Origin of the sequence: Streptomyces vulcanius (assembly GCF_042653945.1) — a bacterium.
Classification (GTDB): Bacteria; Actinomycetota; Actinomycetes; order Streptomycetales; family Streptomycetaceae; genus Streptomyces; species Streptomyces mangrovi.
In genome coordinates, this window is sequence record NZ_JBHSFK010000054.1 from 25778 (window position 1) to 45281 (window position 19504).

At 67.4% G+C, this 19504-nt stretch carries 19 protein-coding genes and 4 pseudogenes; 6 read left to right on the top strand and 17 right to left on the bottom strand.

Annotation, left to right across the window (positions count from 1 at the left end; translation table 11 throughout):
- Nucleotides 1–90: 90 nt before the first annotated feature.
- The 4 genes and pseudogenes from ACFPIH_RS49195 to ACFPIH_RS49210 all read right to left on the bottom strand — a co-directional run.
- A complete protein-coding gene (locus ACFPIH_RS49195) occupies nt 91–783 on the bottom strand; it encodes a response regulator transcription factor (RefSeq protein WP_381181887.1) in 693 nt (230 codons plus the stop codon).
- Nucleotides 780–2117: a sensor histidine kinase gene (locus ACFPIH_RS49200; protein WP_381181885.1), complete on the bottom strand. Its 1338-nt coding sequence runs from the start codon at nt 2115–2117 to the stop codon at nt 780–782. Before ACFPIH_RS49200 ends, ACFPIH_RS49195 begins: the two co-directional genes overlap by 4 nt.
- Nucleotides 2118–2127: 10 nt before the next feature.
- Nucleotides 2128–4374: an MMPL family transporter gene (locus ACFPIH_RS49205; protein WP_381181883.1), complete on the bottom strand. Its 2247-nt coding sequence runs from the start codon at nt 4372–4374 to the stop codon at nt 2128–2130.
- A gap of 183 nt (nt 4375–4557) precedes the next feature.
- A pseudogene (locus ACFPIH_RS49210) lies at nt 4558–4804 on the bottom strand (transposase); the annotation flags it as partial.
- Between the two features lie 162 nt (nt 4805–4966).
- On the opposite strand from ACFPIH_RS49210, the pseudogene ACFPIH_RS49215 reads away from it, so the two are divergent.
- A pseudogene (locus ACFPIH_RS49215) lies at nt 4967–5243 on the top strand (IS5/IS1182 family transposase); the annotation flags it as partial.
- 55 nt (nt 5244–5298) lie between these two features.
- On the opposite strand, the gene ACFPIH_RS49220 reads toward ACFPIH_RS49215, so the two are convergent.
- Nucleotides 5299–6210, bottom strand: a complete 912-nt coding sequence (locus tag ACFPIH_RS49220) for a transposase family protein (RefSeq protein WP_381181881.1) — start codon at nt 6208–6210, stop codon at nt 5299–5301.
- A gap of 333 nt (nt 6211–6543) precedes the next feature.
- Nucleotides 6544–7182: a hypothetical protein gene (locus ACFPIH_RS49225; protein ID WP_381181879.1), complete on the bottom strand. Its 639-nt coding sequence runs from the start codon at nt 7180–7182 to the stop codon at nt 6544–6546.
- A gap of 170 nt (nt 7183–7352) precedes the next feature.
- Here ACFPIH_RS49225 and ACFPIH_RS49230 point away from each other — a divergent pair.
- Nucleotides 7353–8074 (top strand): annotated as a pseudogene (locus tag ACFPIH_RS49230) (transposase).
- Here the strand turns inward: ACFPIH_RS49230 and ACFPIH_RS49235 are convergent.
- From ACFPIH_RS49235 to ACFPIH_RS49275, 9 genes are all read right to left on the bottom strand, one after another.
- Complete coding sequence (locus tag ACFPIH_RS49235; RefSeq protein WP_381181877.1) at nt 8048–8386, bottom strand: transposase family protein; 339 nt, start codon at nt 8384–8386, stop codon at nt 8048–8050. The pseudogene ACFPIH_RS49230 and the gene ACFPIH_RS49235 sit on opposite strands and share 27 nt — an antisense overlap.
- A gap of 376 nt (nt 8387–8762) precedes the next feature.
- Nucleotides 8763–9137: an SEL1-like repeat protein gene (locus tag ACFPIH_RS49240; RefSeq protein WP_381181876.1), complete on the bottom strand. Its 375-nt coding sequence runs from the start codon at nt 9135–9137 to the stop codon at nt 8763–8765.
- Between the two features lie 194 nt (nt 9138–9331).
- On the bottom strand, nt 9332–10234 hold the full coding sequence (locus ACFPIH_RS49245) for a hypothetical protein (RefSeq protein WP_381181874.1): 903 nt from the start codon (nt 10232–10234) through the stop codon (nt 9332–9334).
- A gap of 132 nt (nt 10235–10366) precedes the next feature.
- Entirely contained in the window at nt 10367–11158 is a 792-nt protein-coding gene (locus tag ACFPIH_RS49250; RefSeq protein ID WP_381181872.1) for an SDR family NAD(P)-dependent oxidoreductase, read from the bottom strand.
- Nucleotides 11159–11708: 550 nt separating this feature from the next.
- Nucleotides 11709–12677: an alpha/beta hydrolase gene (locus ACFPIH_RS49255; RefSeq protein ID WP_381181870.1), complete on the bottom strand. Its 969-nt coding sequence runs from the start codon at nt 12675–12677 to the stop codon at nt 11709–11711.
- A gap of 294 nt (nt 12678–12971) precedes the next feature.
- Entirely contained in the window at nt 12972–13298 is a 327-nt protein-coding gene (locus ACFPIH_RS49260; RefSeq protein ID WP_381181868.1) for a hypothetical protein, read from the bottom strand.
- 59 nt (nt 13299–13357) lie between these two features.
- Nucleotides 13358–13753 (bottom strand): hypothetical protein, encoded by a 396-nt coding sequence (locus tag ACFPIH_RS49265; RefSeq protein WP_381181866.1) that lies wholly within the window; start codon nt 13751–13753, stop codon nt 13358–13360.
- Between the two features lie 218 nt (nt 13754–13971).
- Nucleotides 13972–14931 carry a hypothetical protein gene (locus ACFPIH_RS49270; protein WP_381181864.1) on the bottom strand — a complete coding sequence of 320 codons (960 nt, stop codon included), beginning with the start codon at nt 14929–14931 and terminating at the stop codon, nt 13972–13974.
- Nucleotides 14928–15269, bottom strand: coding sequence for a PadR family transcriptional regulator (locus ACFPIH_RS49275; RefSeq protein WP_381181862.1), 342 nt, complete (start codon nt 15267–15269; stop codon nt 14928–14930). The genes ACFPIH_RS49270 and ACFPIH_RS49275 overlap by 4 nt, the downstream gene beginning before the upstream one ends.
- 298 nt (nt 15270–15567) lie before the next feature.
- Between ACFPIH_RS49275 and ACFPIH_RS49280 the strand changes: the two genes are divergently transcribed.
- Nucleotides 15568–15744, top strand: a complete 177-nt coding sequence (locus ACFPIH_RS49280; RefSeq protein WP_385879059.1) for a Tn3 family transposase — start codon at nt 15568–15570, stop codon at nt 15742–15744.
- A 121-nt stretch (nt 15745–15865) separates the two neighbouring features.
- Here the strand turns inward: ACFPIH_RS49280 and ACFPIH_RS49285 are convergent, their stop codons facing one another.
- On the bottom strand, nt 15866–17122 hold the full coding sequence (locus ACFPIH_RS49285; protein ID WP_381181860.1) for an FAD-dependent monooxygenase: 1257 nt from the start codon (nt 17120–17122) through the stop codon (nt 15866–15868).
- 80 nt (nt 17123–17202) lie between these two features.
- On the opposite strand from ACFPIH_RS49285, the gene ACFPIH_RS49290 reads away from it, so the two are divergent.
- Nucleotides 17203–17784 (top strand): TetR/AcrR family transcriptional regulator C-terminal domain-containing protein, encoded by a 582-nt coding sequence (locus ACFPIH_RS49290; protein ID WP_381182042.1) that lies wholly within the window; start codon nt 17203–17205, stop codon nt 17782–17784.
- A gap of 33 nt (nt 17785–17817) precedes the next feature.
- On the opposite strand, the gene ACFPIH_RS49295 is transcribed toward ACFPIH_RS49290, so the two are convergent.
- Nucleotides 17818–18105: a hypothetical protein gene (locus ACFPIH_RS49295; protein WP_381182058.1), complete on the bottom strand. Its 288-nt coding sequence runs from the start codon at nt 18103–18105 to the stop codon at nt 17818–17820.
- Between ACFPIH_RS49295 and ACFPIH_RS49300 the strand changes: the two are divergent.
- Both ACFPIH_RS49300 and ACFPIH_RS49305 read left to right on the top strand, forming a co-directional pair.
- A pseudogene (locus tag ACFPIH_RS49300) lies at nt 18062–18229 on the top strand (IS6 family transposase); the annotation flags it as partial. The gene ACFPIH_RS49295 and the pseudogene ACFPIH_RS49300 sit on opposite strands and share 44 nt — an antisense overlap.
- A 318-nt stretch (nt 18230–18547) precedes the next feature.
- Complete coding sequence (locus ACFPIH_RS49305; RefSeq protein ID WP_381181858.1) at nt 18548–19405, top strand: DUF1963 domain-containing protein; 858 nt, start codon at nt 18548–18550, stop codon at nt 19403–19405.
- Nucleotides 19406–19504: the final 99 nt, after the last annotated feature.

Consider the following 19504-nt stretch of genomic DNA (forward strand, 5'->3'; position numbering starts at 1 on the left):
CACTCCTAGGCGGCGATCACGGCGGGGGCCACGACGAGTGGGCCCAGCGAGCCGCCGAACGGCTCCCGGTACCGGACTCCTGCTGTCGGACTAGGACAGGCGGTCGGTGCCGCCGTCGGGGGCGGCGTGGGCCAGGCCGGTCCGGTAGGCGATGACGACGAGTTGGGCGCGGTCGCGGGCTTCCAGCTTCGTCATGGCGCGGTGTACGTGGGCGCGGACGGTGAAGGGGCTGAGGAACATCCGCTCGGCGATCTCCTGGTTGGACAGGCCGGTCGCGACCAGTGCCACCATCTCGCGTTCGCGCGGGGTGAGTACGGCGAGCTGTTCGGAGTGGTTCGGCGGGGCGTCGTCCGGTGTGGCCAGGAAACGGGCGACGAGGGAGCGGGTCGCGGCGGGGGACAGAAGAGTGTCGCCGTCGGCGATCGTACGCACGGCGTTCAGCAGATCCTCGGCCCCGATGCCCTTGCCGATGAAGCCTCCGGCTCCCGCGCGCAGCGCCTGAGCGACGTACTCGTCGGTCTCGTACGTGGTGAGGATCAGGATGCGGCTGGCACGCAGTTCCGGGTCCGCGCAGATCTCCGACGTGGCGGCGAGACCGTCCACCTCGGGCATCCGGATGTCCATGATCACCACGTCGGGGCGCAGCTCCCGGGTGAGTCTCACCGCCTCTCTGCCGTCGGCGGCCTCGCCGACCACGGTGATGTCGTCGGCGGAATCGAGAAGCAACCGGAAGGCACCGCGCAGCAGGGCCTGATCGTCGGCGAGCAGCACGCAGAGCGTCACCGCGCATCACCGGCCTCTTCGTCGCCCGTCCGTCCGTCGTCTGTCGCTCCGTCGGCCATTCGTTCCTCGATGGTTGTTGCTTCGTCAGTCCGCCACGTCATGTCCTTGGCAGGTGGGAGGGGCAGCTGGGTGGAGACGAGGAAGCCGCCCTCCGGGCGCCTGCCCGCGGAGAAGTGTCCCCCGACCGCGGTGGCACGCTCACGCATCCCGATCAGACCGTAACCGGGCGAACGGTGCGGCGCCGTGGACGCGGTCGGCGTCGTACGGGCGTCCCCTCCGTCGTCGGCGACGGTGATGATCACTCGATCGGCGTTCCAGGCGAGGCGCACCCGGGCGCTACCGGTGCCGGCGTGCTTGGTCACGTTGGTCAGGGCCTCCTGGACGATGCGGTAGGCCGTGAGGTCCACTCCCGGTGGCAGCGTCATGGCCGTGCCCTCCTGGTGCACCGCCACTTCCAGGCCCGCGCGGCGGAAGGATTCGAGGAGCGTGGGCAGCCGGGACAGCCCGGGCGCCGGTTCGGCGGGGGCGGCCGTGTCCCCGGACTGACGCAGCAGACCGACCGTGGCCCGCAGTTCGTCGAGCGCGTGGCCGGTGGTCTCGACGAGCTCCTTCAGGCTCTTGCGGGTCTGCTCCGGGCGGACGTCGAAGAGGTGGGCGGCGACCGTGGCCTGCGCGTTGGCCAGGGTGATCTGATGGGCCACGAGGTCGTGCAACTCCCGGGCGATACGCACCCGTTCCTCGGCCACCCTCCGGCGCGCCTCGCTGTCCCGGCTCTCCTCGGCCCGCCGGGCCCGCTCCTCCACAGCCGTCAGGCGAGCCCGCCGGTTCTGCTCGATGGCCGCCAGGTAGGCCCGACGGATCTGAGTGGAATGACCGAGTAGGCCGGCCACCAGCGGGAACGCCGCCACCGCTCCCACCCTGATCACATCCTGCCACGAGAGGTCTCCGAACAAGGGGATGGAGGCAACCAGCAGTGCCACGGAGGTGAGCGACACCGCGCTCACCGCGTGCCGTTCGGCGCGCACGGTGAGTGAGTAGGTGGTGATCACGGCGGGGGCCACGATGAGCGGGCTCAGCAGGAGGTCCAAGGGCGGCACCAGCATGCCGCTCACGGTCGTGACCGCCATGACGACCAGGGGTGCCCGGTGCCGCAACGGCAGCACCGCACAGGACACCACGGCGAGGAAGTAGGCGGCGGCAGGCGGCGGTGACAGGGTGCTGCCGTCGCGCAGCGTGCCGCCGAGCAGACAGAGCGCAAACGCCGTAGCCGTGATCGACCCCTCCCGCCACCACGTGCTGCGTGGTCGCCGGTGGCCGCCCCCCGTGCTCGTCATGGCCGGCTCTCTACCGGTGCCGGCCGACGGGGAACCGCTGCACCGTTACGTCCGGCTCGGTTGCGGAGGCCGGGGCATGTCCGTTCAGTGCCTCACCCTCGATGTCCACGTTCGGTAGCACGCGGTTCAGGATACGGGGCAGCCACCAGGCCCGGTGGCCGAGCAGGGCCAGAACCGCGGGTGCGATCGCCATCCTGACCAGGAAGGCGTCGAAGGCGACGGCGGCGGCAAGGCCGACGCCCATCGTCTGGATGGTCGGGCTGTTCAGCCCGATGAATCCGGCGAACACACTGATCATGATGATCGCCGCCGCGGCCACGACACGTCCGCTGTGCCGGAAACCGCTGACGATCGCCTCGCCGGGGGACGCGCCATGCACGTACGCCTCCCGCATCCGGGTGAAGAGGAAGACCTCGTAGTCCATGGCGAGGCCGAACACGATGCCAATGATGAGAATCGGCATCAGCGACATGACCGGCCCGGTCTGCTCGATGCCGACAAGGTCTGCCCCCCAGCCCCACTGGAAGACCGCGACGAGGACACCGAAGGCGGCACCCACCGACAGCAGGAAGCCGAGCGCGGCCTTGACCGGGACCAGGACCGAGCGGAAGACCACCAGCAGCAGGAGCACCGCAAGGCCGATGACCACCATCAGATAGGGGATGAGGGCGTCGGACATGGCTTCGGAGATGTCGATGTTCAGCGCAGTGGTGCCGGTCACCGCGATGCCGGCGCCCGTGTCGGCCTCGACGCCGTCGACCGCGCCCCTGATCGCGTGCACCAGGTCCTTGGTCTCGCCGCTGTTCGGCGCGGTCCGCGGAACAGCGGTGAGGACGGCTGTGTCCTTGTTCTGGCTGAGAACCGGATCACCGACCGACTCGACCCCGTCCACTCCCCGTACGGTCTTGACGACCAGGTCCGTGGTGGCCTGCGGGTCCGCGGACTTCGACGTGTCCACGACCACAGTCAACGGGCCGTTGAAGCCGGGGCCGAAGCCTTCTGACAGCAGGTCGTAGGCGCGGCGCTGGGTGGTCTCCACCGACTTGGACTCGTCTCCGGGCAGCCCGAGTTCGAGGCTCAGCGCCGGCAGGGCGACGGCGCCGAGACCGAGTCCGGCGACCATCAGCACGGCCACCGGCCTGCGCAGCACGAACCGCGCCCAGCGGGTGCCGAGCCCGGGTCGGCCGGCCGCGGTGGGCACCGGGTGCGGGCGCTCGCGTCCCGGCCGGGTGGCCTTGCGGACGGTGCGGGACAGTACCCGTCGGCCGAAGAAGCCGAACAGCGCGGGGACCAGGGTCAGTGCGACGAGTACGGCAAGGGCCACGGCGCCCGCGCCGCCCATGCCTATCTTGGTGAGTTCGGGGATTCCGACGACCCCCAGCCCGGCCAGGGCGATGAAGACGGTCGCGCCGGCGAAGACGACGGCGGATCCGGCCGTGCCCACCGCCCGGCCGGCGGCCTCCTCCGGCTCGCTGCCCTGGGCGCGCTCGTCGCGGAAGCGGGAGGTGATGAAGAGGGCGTAGTCGATGCCGACCGCCAGGCCCAGCATCAGCGCCAGGATGGCGACGGTGGACGTCAGGCCCAGCGGAACGGCCAGCGCGGTGACCAGGGCGAAGGCGATGGCCACGCCCAGGAAGGCGGTCAGCAGCGACAGTCCGGCCGCGACCAGCGACCCGAGGGTGAGGACCAGCACCACCGCCGCCACCATCACGCCGATGAGCTCCGTCGTACCGCCCGGTTCCACTTCCGCATCCAGGGCCGAGCCGCCGATCTCCACGGTCAGCCCCGCGTCCCGGGCCCGGCTCGCAGCGTCCTCCAGGGCGCTCTTCGTCGGCTCGGTCAGGTCGACGGCGTCCGCGGTGTAGGTGATCGTGGAGTAGGCGATGGTGCCGTCCTCGCTGACGGCGCCGGTCTCATAGGGGTCGGTGGTCGACGCGACCTGATAGCCGCCGTCCAGGGAGCCGATCGTGTCCTCGACGGCCGCCTTGTTCTCCTTGGCCGTCACCCGCTGCCCGTCCGGGGCCTGGAACACCAAGCGGGCCTCGGCGCCCTGGGAGTTGCTTTGAGGGAAGCGCTCGTCCAGCAGGTCGAACGCCTTCTGCGACTCGGTGCCGGGCATGGAGAGGTCCTCTTCCTTCCCCTCCGGCGCCGTGGCGGCGGCGACCCCGGCCAGCACCAGGGCAACCAGCCACACAGCACTGACGAGCCGGCGCCGCCGGAAGGCCCACCGTCCGATCCGGTAAAGAAATACTGCCATCTGTTGATCGCTCCAGATACCGCTAGGCAAGGGGAATGCGCGAGATTCACGCGCCTCCCACACTCCCCTCCGGCGCCCCGCCGGGCATCGTCCTCCGCCACCGTCTTCCCCTGGTGCACCCGGACCAGCCACTCACGTGTCCTGGTGCCTACGCACTACAGGCCGACTTGCAACAGGGCTTGACGCGTCGTTCCAGTCGTGCAGGCGTCGCCAGCAGGTCATTCCAGAGCCGAAGCCCAGTTCCTGAGGCAGGAACTCCCACGGGATGCCCGTGTAGAGCACGAACAGGATGCCGGACAGGACCTTCCGGTCATCCAGACGCTTACGGCCGGGATGATCTGGCCGGCGCGGCACGACCGGGCAGCAACGGCTCGATCCGCACCCACAGCTCATCCGCCACGATCCACGGCGACTGCTGCCCCTTCCTCATGCACAGGTCAACAACCCCCACAACTGCCCACATTCCAGGGCCACTTTGATAGGTGTTCCAACCCGTACGGCTACGACCCAGAGGCGAACACGGTCCGGGTCGGTCAGCACGACCTGGCCCGGCTACTGCTGATGTTCCGTTCGGTGGTCCGCAAGCAGGAGTCTGCGGTTCGGCTGCTCCTACCAGGCGATCGCCGACACGACCTGCTCGGCCACCACGATCCGCAACCATCGCGACGAGTGGATCCGGCTCGGTGTCTTCGCCAAGCTCAAGCAGATCGCGCTGGATGCCTACGACCGGATCGGCGGCCTCGAGCTCGACCAGATCGCCGTCGACGGCTCGATCACCAAAGCCCCCGGCGGTGGTGAGGTCGCAGGGCGGTCGCGGTAAACAGGGATTGAAACGCTCTGGCATGACGGATGGTTATGGAATCCCGCTAACGAGCTGGTGCACGACAAGCGGTGAGGCGTCGAGAACCTCGGTGAGGCCCGTGTTCACGTCTGCCGTGTTGAGTGCAGGTCTGTGGTCTGCTGGTGGGACAGCAGGCTGGCGATGGCCTGGACGGTGTCGCTCATGTGCTCGCGGCGGCCGAGGTGTCGGGCCAGGGCACGCCAGTTCTTCAGATGGGCGATGCCGTGCTCGACCCGGATGCGGCGCGAGGAGTGTGCCTTGCGCTGACGCTCGTACATCTCCTCGTACCAGTCCGGGGCGTTCTTCTTGAACTTCCGGTGTGGTGGTGTCACCACCCGGCCACCGGTCTGAGCCCCCAAACCCTGGTAGCCGGCATCGGCGAGGATCTCCACCGCAGGGCCATCGCTCAGGAGCGTGACCAGCCCCAACTGGCGGGCGTGGGTGATGTCCGCGCAGCTTGCGGGCTGGGCCGGGCTGCACCACAGCACCCGGCCTCCGCTATCCGTGACCACCATGGATTTGACCGCGTTCTGCTTGTTCTTGCCGGAGATGAACTTGTCCCGTTCCTTGCGCCCGACGGCGGGCCGCCGGACCCGAATCTCTGTGCCGTCGATGATGCCGGTTGTCCCACTCGTGCCGAGATGCTCGACGACCTCGGCCAGGGTCCGTAGCCGCACGTCGGGGCTGACGGTGCAGCCTCGCTCGGCGAGCAGGGGCCGCACTTCACCGATGGACCGGGTGATGGTGGAGCGGTCCACTCTGAACCAGCAGGCCAGCACGTCGTGAGTGGCCCCGTGACGAAGATGGACGAGAGTTGCCAGCAGTCGATCGACGAACACCAACTGGTGTTTCGGCCCGCCGCCCACGGCCCGCTTACGCGGGCGAGAAGCCAGCTTGGCCTGGTGACGCTCATGCCACAACGGACCTACCTCGGCTACGAGTTCAGCGATCACATCGCCCGTCAGGCCCGTGATGCGACGGTTGCTGACGATCACTGCACGAGTCCTGTTCCCCACCACCCGACCATGATCAACCATCACGGGCTCGACGTCTCACCGCTTGTCGTGCACCAGCTCGTTAGCGGCAGCTTGTCCTCGTGGGATCCAAGCAAGGATCGCTTCGGCCGCGTGCAGGTGGCCTTCTACAGTCCTGATCAACGACGAGCCGCAGGATGCGGTGACGGAATCAAGTAGGACGCCGTGCTTGTTCACGCCCCTCCCGACGCTCCCACAGCCCGGCCGGTTCCGGCGCAGCTGGCCGGCGGGAGCGGCGCCGGCGTGCGGGCGGCGGATCGGCGAATAGCCGATTCGCCGCCCGTAGCCGGGTGATCAGAAGCCGCTGGTCTGCATCTCTTCGTAGTTGTATAGCTCGGTGGAGTACCCGTGCGTGAGGAGGATGGCGAGCTTGTGGAGCTCGTTCACCTCCTCGTAGAAGTTGCGGGACTCCTGCGTCGGCCGGGCCGGTGCACTGTTCGGGGCCTTGCCGATCACGGCGTACCGGAAGGCGTCGCCCCACTCGTCCTCGTTACTCAGCTTGCGCAGGAGCTTCCGCGAGTCGCGGTCGACACTGTTGTTCGGGCCGAATCGCTTCAGCAACTGCATGTATCGGTCGAGGCAGTCGGCCAGGTCCTTGAGGTTGTGCCCGAGTTCGCGAAGCCGCTCGTCCACCCGGGCCGGGCTCAGGTTCTCCTGCCCCGCGTAGCCGTCCCGTACAGCACACCGCGCTGCCACCCTGATCAGCCACTTCAGCGCCAGTTCGAGGCTGTGGCGGTACAGATACAGGATCGGCAGGGGAAGCCCGTCGTCCGGCCCCTTCTCGATCCAGTGGAGGGCGACGATCTCGGCGGCGGAGGCGTAGTTACCCGCCATCGCCAGGTCGTCCTCCTGACTTCCACCGAGGATCGCGATCTCGCGGTGCTCCCACTTCGGGCGGGGCAGATTCAGGACGTCTTCGTCTTCAACGGACATGAGATCAGAATGCGCCCAAGAGGGCTCCCTGCGCGAACCGATAAGCAGAACCGGGGCAGTTGGGGCCGTGGTCCGTGTATGGATTACTAGAGGTTGTCCCGTAACTGGTGGGGCGGTTGGTGCGTTGGCTGGGCACGGGTGGGGTGATCTCAGCGGATGATCCGAAGTAGATCGAGCCGTTCGCAGGTTTGACCGAGGGGCAGTTCGGCAGGCTGGTGGCGTCGTGGCGGTGACGTTCAGCGGGGCTGGCCATGGCGGCTGTCGTTGGAGGATCGGATACTGCTGGTCGCGACGTACTGGCGCACGAACCTCACGTTGCGGCGGGCCGCGCCGTTGTTCGGGGTGTCGAAGTCCGCAGCCGACAGAATTCTGGACCACCTCGCACCTCTGCTGGCGATCTCGCTGGCGCGTCGGCCGCGCAAGGACACCGTCTACATCGTCGACGGCACCCTGGTGCCCACCCGCGACCGCAACATTGCGGCATCGAGCAAGAACTACCGGTACTCGACCAACCTCCAAGTGGTCATCGACGCCAACAGTCGCCTGGTCGTGGCGATCGGCCTACCGCTGCCCGGCAGCCGCAATGACTGCCGGGCCTTCACGGAGTCCGGCGTCGACCTGGCCTGTCGCGGTGCACCTGTCATCGCCGACGGCGGATACCAGGTGCACCGGCCTGCTCATCCCGCACCGCAGACGACGAGGCCAGACGCATCTCAGCCCACAGCAGGAGGCAGAGAATGCCGTACACCGCCGGGCGCGAGCCCGGGTGGAACACGCCCTGTCCCGGCTGAAGAACTGGAAAATCCTGCGCGACTGCCGACTCAAGGACAACGGCGTTCACCAAGCCATGCTCGGCATCGCCCGCCTACACAACCTGGCGCTCACTGGATAACCCACATCCCATAAGCACGGTCGCCGCGCTCGGCGCGATGCGGACGCTGAACACCGTGGCCACGCGGGCACCGAGCCGGGCGAGGGTTGTCTGCGGGGCCGCCTTGGCCCACTGGCCGATCGCCGTGAACCAGCGGGCCCCGGCCAGTACGGCGGAGCAGGCGATCAGCAGAACGCTCACGAACGAGTGACGCCTCCCGCGCCGGTGGCGCGGATCGGCCAGCGTGACCAGCCGCTGCGACAGACGTGGGAGCGCGCGGTGCTGACGCGAGGGCGACTTGATCAGGCAGACGCTGGCAGACTGACGGCACATCGAAGCTCCGGTTGGACAGGGCGACTTGGCAAGGTCACCCCTTCAACTGGAGCTTCGTTGCGTACGTGGCGGGTCACCGATACACCGTGGCACGGCCGTGATCTGCATAAATTCATGAGGTTCAGGACTTTGAAACCGCCCTGCCGGGACCGGCCTATCCCTCACCCCAACGACTTCATGAGTTCAAGCTCAGTAGTTCGCCATTATCTGACTCTACGGCGTTCCTTGGTCGACAGTAGAGGGTTGCGCGTGCCGGGCTTCCTTCTGCGTCGCAAGTGGGCTGAAAGCACCCGAGCCAGACTCCGCGCCGGGAACCGGGGAATATCTGCATCCCAGAGCTGCTCCAGATACACGCTTGAGCCCGCGCTGTACTGAATCAGCTGGCTTCGCGATCCTCCAACTGCTTGATCAGGCGGTAGCCGCTGGTCAAGCTGAGGTCCATCCGTTCGCGTAGCACTTTGACGGCTTTGACGCTGTCGCCCTCGGCGAGTGAAGAGCCCAACTCGCGCATCAGGTCCGAGTCCAGCGCCTCCAGGTTTTCCAGAGCCTGGGGGTAATCGGCAGGCAGGGCCTTTCCGGAGCGAAGTAGTTGGAGCGCAGCTTGCGCTTCAGGGAGGCCGAGACCGGATGCCTTTCGCAGGCATTTCACGGCCTTAGCCTCGTGCCCGTCTGCCACGAAGGCAAGTGCTTCTTGCTGAATCTCTGTGGCCACCGGCGTGATCAATGCGATCTGCTGCTTGCTGCCCGTCATTTTGTGTCCTTCAGCCCTTCGTGTAGTCCGATTCATCTGTTACCCGCTGTGGTGTTGATGAGGCTGGCAAACGTCGTGCTACTGGCCGAGGAGGTCCTGACCTTGATGAGGCCGACGTCGTCGAGCTGGTACAGACGGTCAGTCCCCCGTCGGCGATGGCGTGCCGACGAGGAGATGCTCCGCGAACATGGCGCTTAGATCGTTCCGTGACGCTCACCGGTCTGTTTCTGCTGTGATGTGGGCAGGATGTTGCGCACAGCGCGGATGATCGGCGAAGGCTTCGGCTGCCAGGGCCGAGTGTCTTGCGCGGGCCAGGTGTACACCGGTATCCCACCTTTTAGAAGGTCCGCCAACCGTGGCTCGCGGAGCGTCTTCGCTGACCAGCCGTACAGCAGGTCGAGCCGGGGTGTGATGACACCGTGGTCGAGTAGACGGCCGAGTCCGTGTTCGCGCGCGACGTAGATCTCTACGTCGTCGCTCAAGGGGTAACGGTTGGGCAGAACGCGGGAGAGCGAGAGGAAGATCCCCGTCATCCCGAGCCTGGGATCGCCAAGGAACGGGGCTGCTTGGCTGAGCCGGCCGAGCGCCAGGCGCGGAGCGGAGACCAGCGCATGTGCGTACAGCACGCGCAGCAGGACGACGTTCATGAAAAACCGCTCAGTCCGGCTTTCCGTCTCCGCCAGTTCTTGGTGCTCCAGGTAAGCAGAGACCACGCTGAGGTTGTGCGCGCGGTACCACGTGCTCGGGTTCGGTGCGCGAATGAACTCCACTGTGGCAGCGACACTCGGCGCGCTGGGTTTTCCGGGCATGCCAAGGTACAGGCCCAGCGCCTCCCAGCCATCGCTCAACAGGCGCTCGTTGACTGCACGCCACCACGCGCTCCCGGGCGCCGGAGCGGTACGTGGCATGAGCAGACCACGGCGAATCTGCCAGTCCATGAAGGCGCCGACTGCGCGACGGTAGGGCAGATGCGGCCGCTGAGGTCCGCCCGTACCTTCGTAGAGACGGCGCATCAGCGCAAGACGTGCACTTGGCGATTGGAGTGCCGGGCCAACCTGCTCACGGGCGAACTGAGCGGCGGATATTTGCGACGCCATGTTATTCCCCCTCGCATTGCCTGACCGTAAAGAGTGAACCGACTTCCGTCTGTGCTGAGCCCCGCGACAGCCAGCTTGCGGATTTCCAAAGGGTGGTGCAACGGTATCGGGTCGTCGTCAGCGCGGAACTGGTTACCGCGGCCGAAGCATCCGTGCCGCGAGCCGACGGGTGACCGATCTGGGGGCGAAGCGTGCCGCATTCATGGTCAACGAGTTCTTGATTCCCACCACCGCTATGGCGCGCCGCTTTCTTAGCGCCCGGACGGCCGTTCGGGTCACACGCTCCGCGCTGTCAACCTTCCCGTAGACCGTGCTTTGCGAAGCCTCGGGGGAATTCATGGCGGCGATGAATCCTGTGGACGTAGGTCCGGGACACAAGGCAATCACGCAGACGCCGGTGCTTCGGGTCTCTTCGTGCAGTGCTTCGCTGTACGAGAGCACAAATGCCTTGGACGCACCGTAGACGGCTTGAAGGGGTGCGGGCTGGAACGCGATGGTCGAGGCTACATTCATCACTGTGCCACGGCCGCGTTCGATCATCTGCGGAAGAACTGCGTGCGTGAGCGCGACGAGTGCTCCGCAGTTGACGGAGATGAGCGATGCCTCTGTATCCGGATCAATTGTGTGGTGCGGTCCGTAGGTTGCAAACCCGGCATTGTTTATCAGCACGTCTACGTCGCGGTTTTCGATGGCTCTGACCACCGCGTCCACACCCTCGGTCCGCGTCAGGTCGGCAGGGACGGTCTCGACGGTCACGCCTTCGACCGTCTCGATTTCACGGGCCACGCGTCGGAGCCGTTCAGCGTTACGACCGGTTAACAAAAGGGCGGCACCCTGCTTCCCCAGTTCGCGTGCCAACTGAGCCCCGATCCCAGAAGAAGCTCCTGTGATCACGGTAAGCCCTCTGCCGCTCGTACGTTCCATGATGTGCTCCTTATCCTTGTCGATTCGATAGCCCGATCTATCCCATCTTATGCGAGGCCGGGGCTTTGCGGCCTCCTTGCGGAGAAGGTTGGTGGAGAATTCTTAGGTTTCCATCTCGATGTTCATGGCTTATCTCACTCCGATGCGGAGTGCGACGAGAGACGTACAGGCGGCTCCAAAGGGAAACCACCTCCACCAACGCCATCTTACCGAAGGCGCTCATAATGCCGAATTATCGGCACTTCACTAATCGTTTTGATGTTCACCACTCCTGGTTCGCCGTCAAACGCAGTGACGCCTGCGACGCGGTGCCCCCTTGCCACTTCGTGGTACTCCTCAGCTGTAGTCAAGAAGAGCCAGTCAGATGTACGGATCTGATCACAAGCAAGTCCTGCGGTCCCACTTCGAGTGAACCTCATGACTCTGTTCTGAGCGTTCCCCGATGCGAGCGACTATGGCGGACAAAGAGGTTCTGTCGTTTGCGAGTTCCCGGCTGGGCAGAATGTCCGAGGTCAGGACTGCCGGCCCACAGCGGCACGCGGAGCGTCGGTCACGTGGCGTACGTGGTCAAGAAGTCAACGATCGCGTCTTCCATCTGTTGCAGGCCGGGCTCTTCGAGCGGGTAGTGGCCAGCCTTGTCAAGCATGACAGTGTCGACGGGGACCTTAGTGATGCGGGACAGTACTGGCTGACTCAGGTGACGAGGGCTCCAGCGGTCCTGGGCAGGCTGGGTCAGCAGGACCGGGCAGGCGTCGAAGTCGGCCGGTTCGACGGCAGGGGCATACGTGAGGTAGCTGACGAGGAAGCGGAGGCTGACCCAGTTCGCGGCGGACGTCGGATCCTTGCGGAACACCTTCAGGGCTTCCGTGTTGTTAGTGAGGGCTGACATCTTGGAGGCCAAGCCCATGGGGTATTTCAGCGAGCGGGCAGGTGTCTTGGCCATCAGACCCATGAACGGAGCGCCGAGGCGTGCGCTGACGATGTCATGGGACGTCTCGTCGCGGACTTGGCGGACCCGTTGGTCGAGGAAGGTCATACCGACGATCCCGGCCAGGGAGCCACGGGGAGTCCTGGCCGCGACGTGGTAAGTGAGCATGCCTCCCGCGCTCAGCCCGTAAAGCACGATCGGGCGGTCGTCGCGTGACTGTTCGTAGGCAAGGAAGTCGACGACCAGATCGACCCAGTCGTCATAGGAGGGCGTCGTACCTGGCATGACCTGGGTATGGCCGTAGCCGAGATTGTCCAGAGCGACGGTCTCGACGCCGCGGCCGGCAAGCGGGGCGCCCAGGATGAGCGACATCTGGCGGCCGTTGGTGCCCACACCGTGGTGCAGGATGACTTTGGCCTTCGCTTCCGGGTTCGGGTAGCGGTCGAGATGGACGCGATGTCCGCGCCAGTCCCAGAACTCTTCCTCGGGGGCGGTTGCGTCGGTTAACTGAAGTCGAGCGGGCAGGAATTGCTGGAGATCGCGCCAAGCCTGCTGATCGCGGTAGTAGACAGGGGTATCCGCTCTGCTCATGTTTCCTGCTTTCGCTGTTACGTGCCGGTGGAGTCCTGGAGGCCACCGCCCGGAGCGGGACGGCCGCGCGCGCCGCCCGTGATCATGTCAACGCCGGTCTTGAGGTCACGGTGGGCAGCCTAGGGGGCGCGAAGGTCGTCCTCCAGACCTCGGGTGAACGTGAGGAGCACGCTGGTCACTTGCTGCGCTGTCCCCGGGACGACCTCGCTCACAATGGTTGTCAGCAGCTCGGCCAGGCCTTCCACATACGAAGTGACCACCTCGGGAACGTGAACGGTGGCGGCCGACAGCAATTCATAGCCGCCTGGCGGTGTGTACGGGTCGCCCGACTGCGGCGTACCAGAGCAGGGCTGCGCACACGAAGGCCGCGGCGGCGTCGATCAATGAACCCGCGAGGGTGTCGCTCCGTACGCCGGCGGCGACCGCGACGGCCGCGGACAGTGCCAGGGTGACGGACGGCAGCGCACGGGGGCCGCGCGTGATGTCCGGTGCGGCGGCGGGCAGCAGCCAGGACACGAGGCTGTAGCAGGCGCAGGCCAGCAGTGTTGCCCCCAGCACGTCACTGGGCCGGTGGTGACCAAGGGCCTGGACGGCGGCGGCGATGCAGGCCAGCCACAGCACGCCGACCGTGGTGACGTAGGGGCGGATGCGGGGGGACGCGACGAGGAAGACGCCGAGGGTCAGCCGGCGGGGATGGCCGTGTGCCCGCTGGGGAAGCTCCCCTCGATGAGCGTTTCCCGTGCGTTTACCAGGTCCGGGCGGGGCAGGACCGACTTGAGCACTTCCTTGGCCCCGATCGTGGCCACCACGACCCCGACCGCCGCACACCCCTGCCACCAGCACCTGCGCACCAGGGTCACGACCGCGATGACGCCCAGGCCCACGATCAGGGTCTTGATGTGGGTCAATTCCAGCGGTGGCAGGGTTGTCGAGCCGATGCCCCCTCCCGACCAGGGAAAGATCCATGCCTTCTCCATGTCGGGCACACCGAGATCGAACACGGCGTTCTCCGCCCTTTGCCCGACCGGAGTGCAGGCAGCGAGCAGGTAGATCGCCAGGAACCCCAGGGAATACACGAGAGTTGGGGTCCACGGCCACCGTGTCGTCCGCCAAGGGCCGGAGCCGGCCGGGGCTTGCGAGGTCTCGTCCGGAGCCGGTCGACCGGTGCGTGGGCGGGGTGGAGGAATCATGCTGGGTCATCGCTTGCTTTCGTCCGTGGGAGCACTTCGGTCACGCGCCTCTTGTTGCACGCGGTGGGCCGCCGGGCTCGGCCGGCCCACCGGGGGATCTGCTCCTATTCGAGGAGCGCCCGGTTCTGTCGGCGCTGGGCGGTGAACGCCAGGGCGGGGAGGGGGGCGATCAGCAGGATGAGGACGACGAGGTCTGGAAAGGACTGCATGAACGCGTCCGGCCGGACGACGATCGCCTGCGTGCGGACGATCGCGACCGCCGCGACGGGGATCAGCCACCGGTGGTCGCCGGTGGCTGCCGTCGCCACCCACGCGGCGATCAGCGCGGTGGCTTCGAGGACGAACAGGCCGCGTTGGAAGGTCGGACTGACGTAGATGATGTGCAGGCTCCCGGCAATGAACATGGCGAGTACGACGGGGGCCAGCCAGCGGTAGGAGCGGCGTCGCAGGCGACTGGGACGGCAGAGCGCCAGCACGGCGCACGCGGCGCACAGTGTCCCCGAGAGCGCCAGGTCACGAGCGGTTATCGGGGCGCCGAGACCGTAGTAGCTCAAGCCCCCCTTGCCCTCGTTGCCGAAGAGGGTGCGGCCGTGGGACGTGGCACCGGCCCAGATCATGGCTGCCGCGGCCGGCAGTGCGATCCACGGTCTGCCGCGCAGCAGGGCGATCAGGCAGACCAGCGGAAGCAGCCCGTAGGGCAGCAGCCGTGTCCCGCCGCCGGGACCTTGCGCCCACGGGTACCAGCCGGAGAAGGGGAAGGCGATGGCATTGTGGCCGGGATCGATGTGCAGCGCCCAGTGCCACACATCCTGCAGGTACGGAACCAGCGCCAGCGCGGCGAGGGCCAGGGCGGCCATATGGATGCCGTCCAGCCACCACGGCCGGGCCGTGTCGTCGACGACGGCGCGGGCGCGGGCCCGCACCCCGGCACGCGCCAGGGCGACAACTTCACGCGGCGGGGGCCAGGAGCGGCCGGGATACGCCTCGGACAGGCAGGCCAGCACCTCCTCTCCCTGCCGGGAACGGTAGGGCTCGGGATAGGCCGCGAGCAGCAGGCGGTTCATGCCGGGGCCACCCCGGCATCCCGCGCACGCCCCATGACGACAGCCGCCGCCTGCTGCATCCGCAGCGCCTCCCGGGCGAGCGCCTCGGTGCCGTCCTCCGTGAGCCGGTAGTAGCGTCGGGCCCGCCCGTCCACGATCTCCTCGTCGCCGGCGGCCACCAGCCCGGCCCGCTCCATCCGCTCCAGCGCACCATAGAGAGTGCCGACAGCGATCCGGAGCCGCCCGTCGGTGGTCCGCTCGGCGGCCTTGATGATGCCGTAGCCGTGCAACGGACCATCCATGAGTGCAGCAAGGATGAAGTACTGCGGTTCCGTCAAGGGCGGATTCCGTCTGGCCATGCATCGAGTATATATCGAGCTACGAAATATATCTGTCAGACCCGGGTGGTCACCGGCAGCGCCTCCACACCCGCGGCAAGCATCACCCCCTCCCGGCCGGCGGGCACGACGGCGATCTCCTCGACGCACCCGTGATCCGTCGCTACATCATCTGGTGAAACAAGCACGCCGCCGACGAACGCCTCCTCGATGTCGTGAACAGGGCGAACGCTCCCTGATGCGGCACTAGTTCGGATAAGACCAGCTCAGCGCGCTCGGCCTGGCCCTGAACTCCGTAGCGCTCTTCAACAACCTCTACATCGACGCCGCCGTCAAACAGCTCGCCGCCGACGGCTTCCCCGTCACCGACGAACTCCTCGCCCGTCTCTCCCCGGTCCAGTACGACCACATCAACTTCCTCGGCCGCCACGCCTTCACCCGACCTGCCGCGCCGGGGGCTGCGAAGGCTACGCGAACCGCACACGGACGAAGATGATGACAACTGCGGGCAGAAGTGAGCGTCAAGAGTCGACAAGGCGCTGATCGCTCTGCGGGCCAGCGCCTTTGTTCTTGCCGTGCTACTCGCGACGCCCATCGGTCCTGATGTCCGGCCGCTTTCAGGCGGTGCTGGTCGGCGCCGGGTTCTCGGGGAGCTGCCAACTGCCGCCGCGGTCCTCCTTGGAAAAGCGCGCGGCGAGGTCGGGGACGTGCAGGACGCAGGCCAGTGCGGTGGCGGCCTGGAAGGCGTCGATCGCACGCTGGGTCATCGGCATGGCCAGGCGCAGAAGGCGCGGATTCACCTCCCCCTGGATCTTGTTGACGAAGGGCCGCAGCACGCTGTCGTAGTTCGCCAGCGCGGTCGGCAGGTCGCCCGGGTTGCGGTTGATCTCCCCGGCCAGGACGTAGGCGCCGACCAGGCCGCCGGAGATCCCCATGCCGCTGTAGGGGGAGGCGCAGTGCGCGGCGTCCCCGGCCAGAACCACCCGGTCCTTGGACCAGCTGTCGATGCGCACCTGGGCGACCTCCTGGGAGTAGAAGAACGGGCTGTCCTTCATGCCCTTGACGAACCGCTCGGTCTGCCAGCCCGCGTCACTGAACCGCTCGGCCCAGAACCTCTGCTGCTCCTCGACGGGCGCGCGGTGGATCGCGGAGGCTTCCGGGGAGTCCTCGCGCATCACGAAGTACGCCTGCGTCTCGGTCGCGTTGTGGCTGCGCCGCATGACCTGCCGGCCGCCCGGGACCATGTAGGTGTCGCGGATGTTGGTGTCGGAGGCGATGCGCGGCACGAACCAGTACGCCATGTGGATGCCCACCCGCCAGTAGGGGTCGCAGCCCTCGGGCAGCAGCGCCCGGCGGGTGCGCGAGCCCTGCCCGTCGGCGCCGATCAGCAGGTCGTACTCGCCCGAGGTCCCGTCCGAGAAGTGCGCGGTGACCATGTCGGCATGCTGGTCGAAGCCGTTGACGCTCTTGCCGAAGACGTACTCGGCGCCGGCGCCGTCCTTCGTCGCCTCGTGCAGGATGCGCACCAGGTCACCGCGCATGATCTCGTACTCCGAGGTCAGCGTCTGACGGCCCTTGCCGGAGGTGTTCGCCATGATCGTCGCCTTCGGCCTGCCCCGGGAGTCGACGAACGCCACCCCGGCCTCGTCCACCAGCTGACTGCGCACCTCCTGAAGCAGCCCCATCCGCTCCACCGCGTCGATGCCCTGTCCGCGCAGGTCCACCTGCGCCCCCGAGGCCCGCAGCGCCGGGAACCGCTCGACGACCGTCACCTCATGGCCGCCGCGCGAAAGCCAGAAGGCCAGCGCCTGCCCGGCGACACCGCCGCCTGCCACCAGGATCCGCAGCGACCGCTTCACGTTGATGCCCGCCATGGCCCACTCCAAAATCTATCGGTGATTGGTTTTTCCTCTCCAGGTTCTTCTATCGGTGATAGATTGTCAACGTGACCAAGATGAACCGTCAGACCGTCGTCACCGAGGCGCTGGACCTGCTGGACGACGTAGGTCTGGAAACCGTCAGCACCCGGCGGCTGGCCAAGCGCCTGGGCGTGGAGCAGCCGTCGCTCTACTACCACTTCAAGACCAAGAAGGACCTGCTGGCCGCGATGGCGGAGGCGGCCATGGCTCCGCACGCCACCGCGCCCCTGCCTCAGCACGGGGACGACTGGCGCACCTGGTTCCTGGACAACTCCCGCAGCTTCCGCCGCACCCTGCTGATGCGCCGCGACGGCGCCCTCCTGCATGCGGGCAGCACCCCGACCGGCGCCCTGGACCGCCTCCGCCACAAGATGGCCTTCCTCGTCACCTCCGGCGTGCCCGAGCAGCAGGCGCAGATGGCGATGCTGGCCTCCAGCCGCTTCATCATCGGCTGCGTGCTGGAGGAACAGGCCGACGCCGACACCCCGGACCCCGGGGACCTGCCCGACGACTTTCCCGCGCTCGATCACGAAGCGGCGTTCGAGGCGGGCCTCGCCCTCATCCTCGGCGGCCTCGACCAGCACACCGCCGCCCCCGGCGCCGCAGCCACGCCCTGACCGCCGCCCGCCGCCCTCAGCAGGCCCAGGCGGTCAGGACGAGACGGCCCGGGGGCCCGTCTCGTCGCGGGTGAGGCGTCCCAGGTAGCCGCGCAGCCCCCACAAGGTCGCCGCGACCAGCAGCCACACCGCCGCCCCCGCCGACAGCTGCCTACCGAAAGCGCCGGTGAGCAGGGCCACCGCCAGCGGCGGCAACGAGTGCGCCAGCAGGGCGCGCCAGCGCAGCCCGCCGCCGGAGGCGGCCTGCGCGGCCGCCGCTCCGGCCAGGCCGACGAGCTCCGTCGGCGCGGCCCAGCGGTTCCTGTCCGCATTCAGCGGCATCTCACCCCACTTCCGACCCCACCGCCACCTGATGACCGCATCCCAACACCGAGCCGAAATGACCATCCGCTTCGCCATCTGGGACCAGATCACCGGCGCTGCCGGCCGGCTCACCACGGCCTGACCACAGGCCGGCACCCGAGCCCCACCACACCCCGACACGCCATCAGGCACCCACACACTCAACAACGTGACAACGCCCCGTCCGGTGCTGGAGGGGGAAACACGGACCCCGCGATCAGCACCGTGTGTGCGTCGGTCAGCGTCGTTGCTGGGCGGGCAGCGACGGGGCTTCGTCGCGGATCTGGCGCATCGTGTCTCGTACGTCAGCGGCGGCCACTCGCCACGGCCGAAGCGGCCGACCCTTACGCGACGGCGACCGGCCCATCCGCGCCCGCTAGGTTACCTTCCTGCGATGTCGCCGACGAGAATGGGAAACCGCATGATCGAGAGCACCCTCGAACTGCCGGCGTTACGGGAGCGGATCCGCCAACTCCTGCTCGAGTCCGGGTGGGACGCGCCGGACATCGACCGTGTCCTGGAAACGGAACTGCCGGGCATGGTGCGCCGCCGGGTGAGCCTCAGCAGCAAGCCCACCGGCGCTGCGCCGGCGTTCCGGCTGGGCGGCCTGCCGCGGCTGCCCGCCGACGTCGCCTGGCCGATTCATTCCTCCTGCTGCGGCTTGACCCTGAGCTATATCGGGGCGCTGGACTGTGCGGCGCTGCCACGCGACCATCTCGCCGCGCCGCTGCCGGACTCCGGGCAGGTGCTGTTCTTCTACGCCAGCGACGCCGAGGCCGAAGACTGCAACATCGTCCGGGATCCGGACGCGTTCGCGGTGCTGTACGTGCCGGACACGGTCGAGGCGGCCGAACGCACGCCACCCGAGAGCGAGTACCAGCCGGAGATCGCCGAACGGGTCGACCTGTACGCCATCCCGTCGCTCGAACTGGGTCTCGACTACTTCTACTGCCAGCTCCCCGACGAGGAGTGCCAACGCCTCAACGACGCGATCGAGGGAATGTGGAACGAGTCGAAGCAGTGTCTCGACGGCGTCGGCGGCTACCCGAGCGCCCAGCAGTACCCGCCAGAGTGGGCCATGGCCCGGGATGAGCATGAGCGGACCGGCGGCGACATGGAGGAGCTTGAGGCCCGGGCCCGGCAGGAGTGGATGGTGCTGCTGCATGTGTTCGAGTCCCCGACCGAAAACGGCGAGTACCTCAACTACATGATCCGGCTGGACGACCTGGCTGCCGGCCGGTTCGACCGCGTCGTCCTGTCCGTCGACATCCACGACTGACGGGCCGGTTTGCGCAACCTGGGTCCACGAGGATCACCGTGCACACCGCCGGCGGGGCCTTTGCCCCTGAGCGTGGACACCTTGGAGACTGGACCTTGA

What these genes read in the sequence shown, in the direction of transcription:
- ACFPIH_RS49275 (WP_381181862.1), bottom strand. Translation starts at nt 15,269, where the DNA reads ATGGCCAGACGGAATCCGCCCTTGACGGAACCGCAGTACTTCATCCTT.
- ACFPIH_RS49290 (WP_381182042.1), top strand. Translation starts at nt 17,203, where the DNA reads ATGAACCGTCAGACCGTCGTCACCGAGGCGCTGGACCTGCTGGACGAC.
- ACFPIH_RS49225 (WP_381181879.1), bottom strand. Translation starts at nt 7,182, where the DNA reads ATGTCCGTTGAAGACGAAGACGTCCTGAATCTGCCCCGCCCGAAGTGG.
- ACFPIH_RS49295 (WP_381182058.1), bottom strand. Translation starts at nt 18,105, where the DNA reads ATGCCGCTGAATGCGGACAGGAACCGCTGGGCCGCGCCGACGGAGCTC.
- ACFPIH_RS49305 (WP_381181858.1), top strand. Translation starts at nt 18,548, where the DNA reads ATGATCGAGAGCACCCTCGAACTGCCGGCGTTACGGGAGCGGATCCGC.
- ACFPIH_RS49255 (WP_381181870.1), bottom strand. Translation starts at nt 12,677, where the DNA reads ATGAGCAGAGCGGATACCCCTGTCTACTACCGCGATCAGCAGGCTTGG.
- ACFPIH_RS49270 (WP_381181864.1), bottom strand. Translation starts at nt 14,931, where the DNA reads ATGAACCGCCTGCTGCTCGCGGCCTATCCCGAGCCCTACCGTTCCCGG.
- ACFPIH_RS49200 (WP_381181885.1), bottom strand. Translation starts at nt 2,117, where the DNA reads ATGACGAGCACGGGGGGCGGCCACCGGCGACCACGCAGCACGTGGTGG.
- ACFPIH_RS49240 (WP_381181876.1), bottom strand. Translation starts at nt 9,137, where the DNA reads ATGACGGGCAGCAAGCAGCAGATCGCATTGATCACGCCGGTGGCCACA.
- ACFPIH_RS49205 (WP_381181883.1), bottom strand. Translation starts at nt 4,374, where the DNA reads ATGGCAGTATTTCTTTACCGGATCGGACGGTGGGCCTTCCGGCGGCGC.
- ACFPIH_RS49235 (WP_381181877.1), bottom strand. Translation starts at nt 8,386, where the DNA reads ATGTGCCGTCAGTCTGCCAGCGTCTGCCTGATCAAGTCGCCCTCGCGT.
- ACFPIH_RS49285 (WP_381181860.1), bottom strand. Translation starts at nt 17,122, where the DNA reads ATGGCGGGCATCAACGTGAAGCGGTCGCTGCGGATCCTGGTGGCAGGC.
- ACFPIH_RS49250 (WP_381181872.1), bottom strand. Translation starts at nt 11,158, where the DNA reads ATGGAACGTACGAGCGGCAGAGGGCTTACCGTGATCACAGGAGCTTCT.
- ACFPIH_RS49245 (WP_381181874.1), bottom strand. Translation starts at nt 10,234, where the DNA reads ATGGCGTCGCAAATATCCGCCGCTCAGTTCGCCCGTGAGCAGGTTGGC.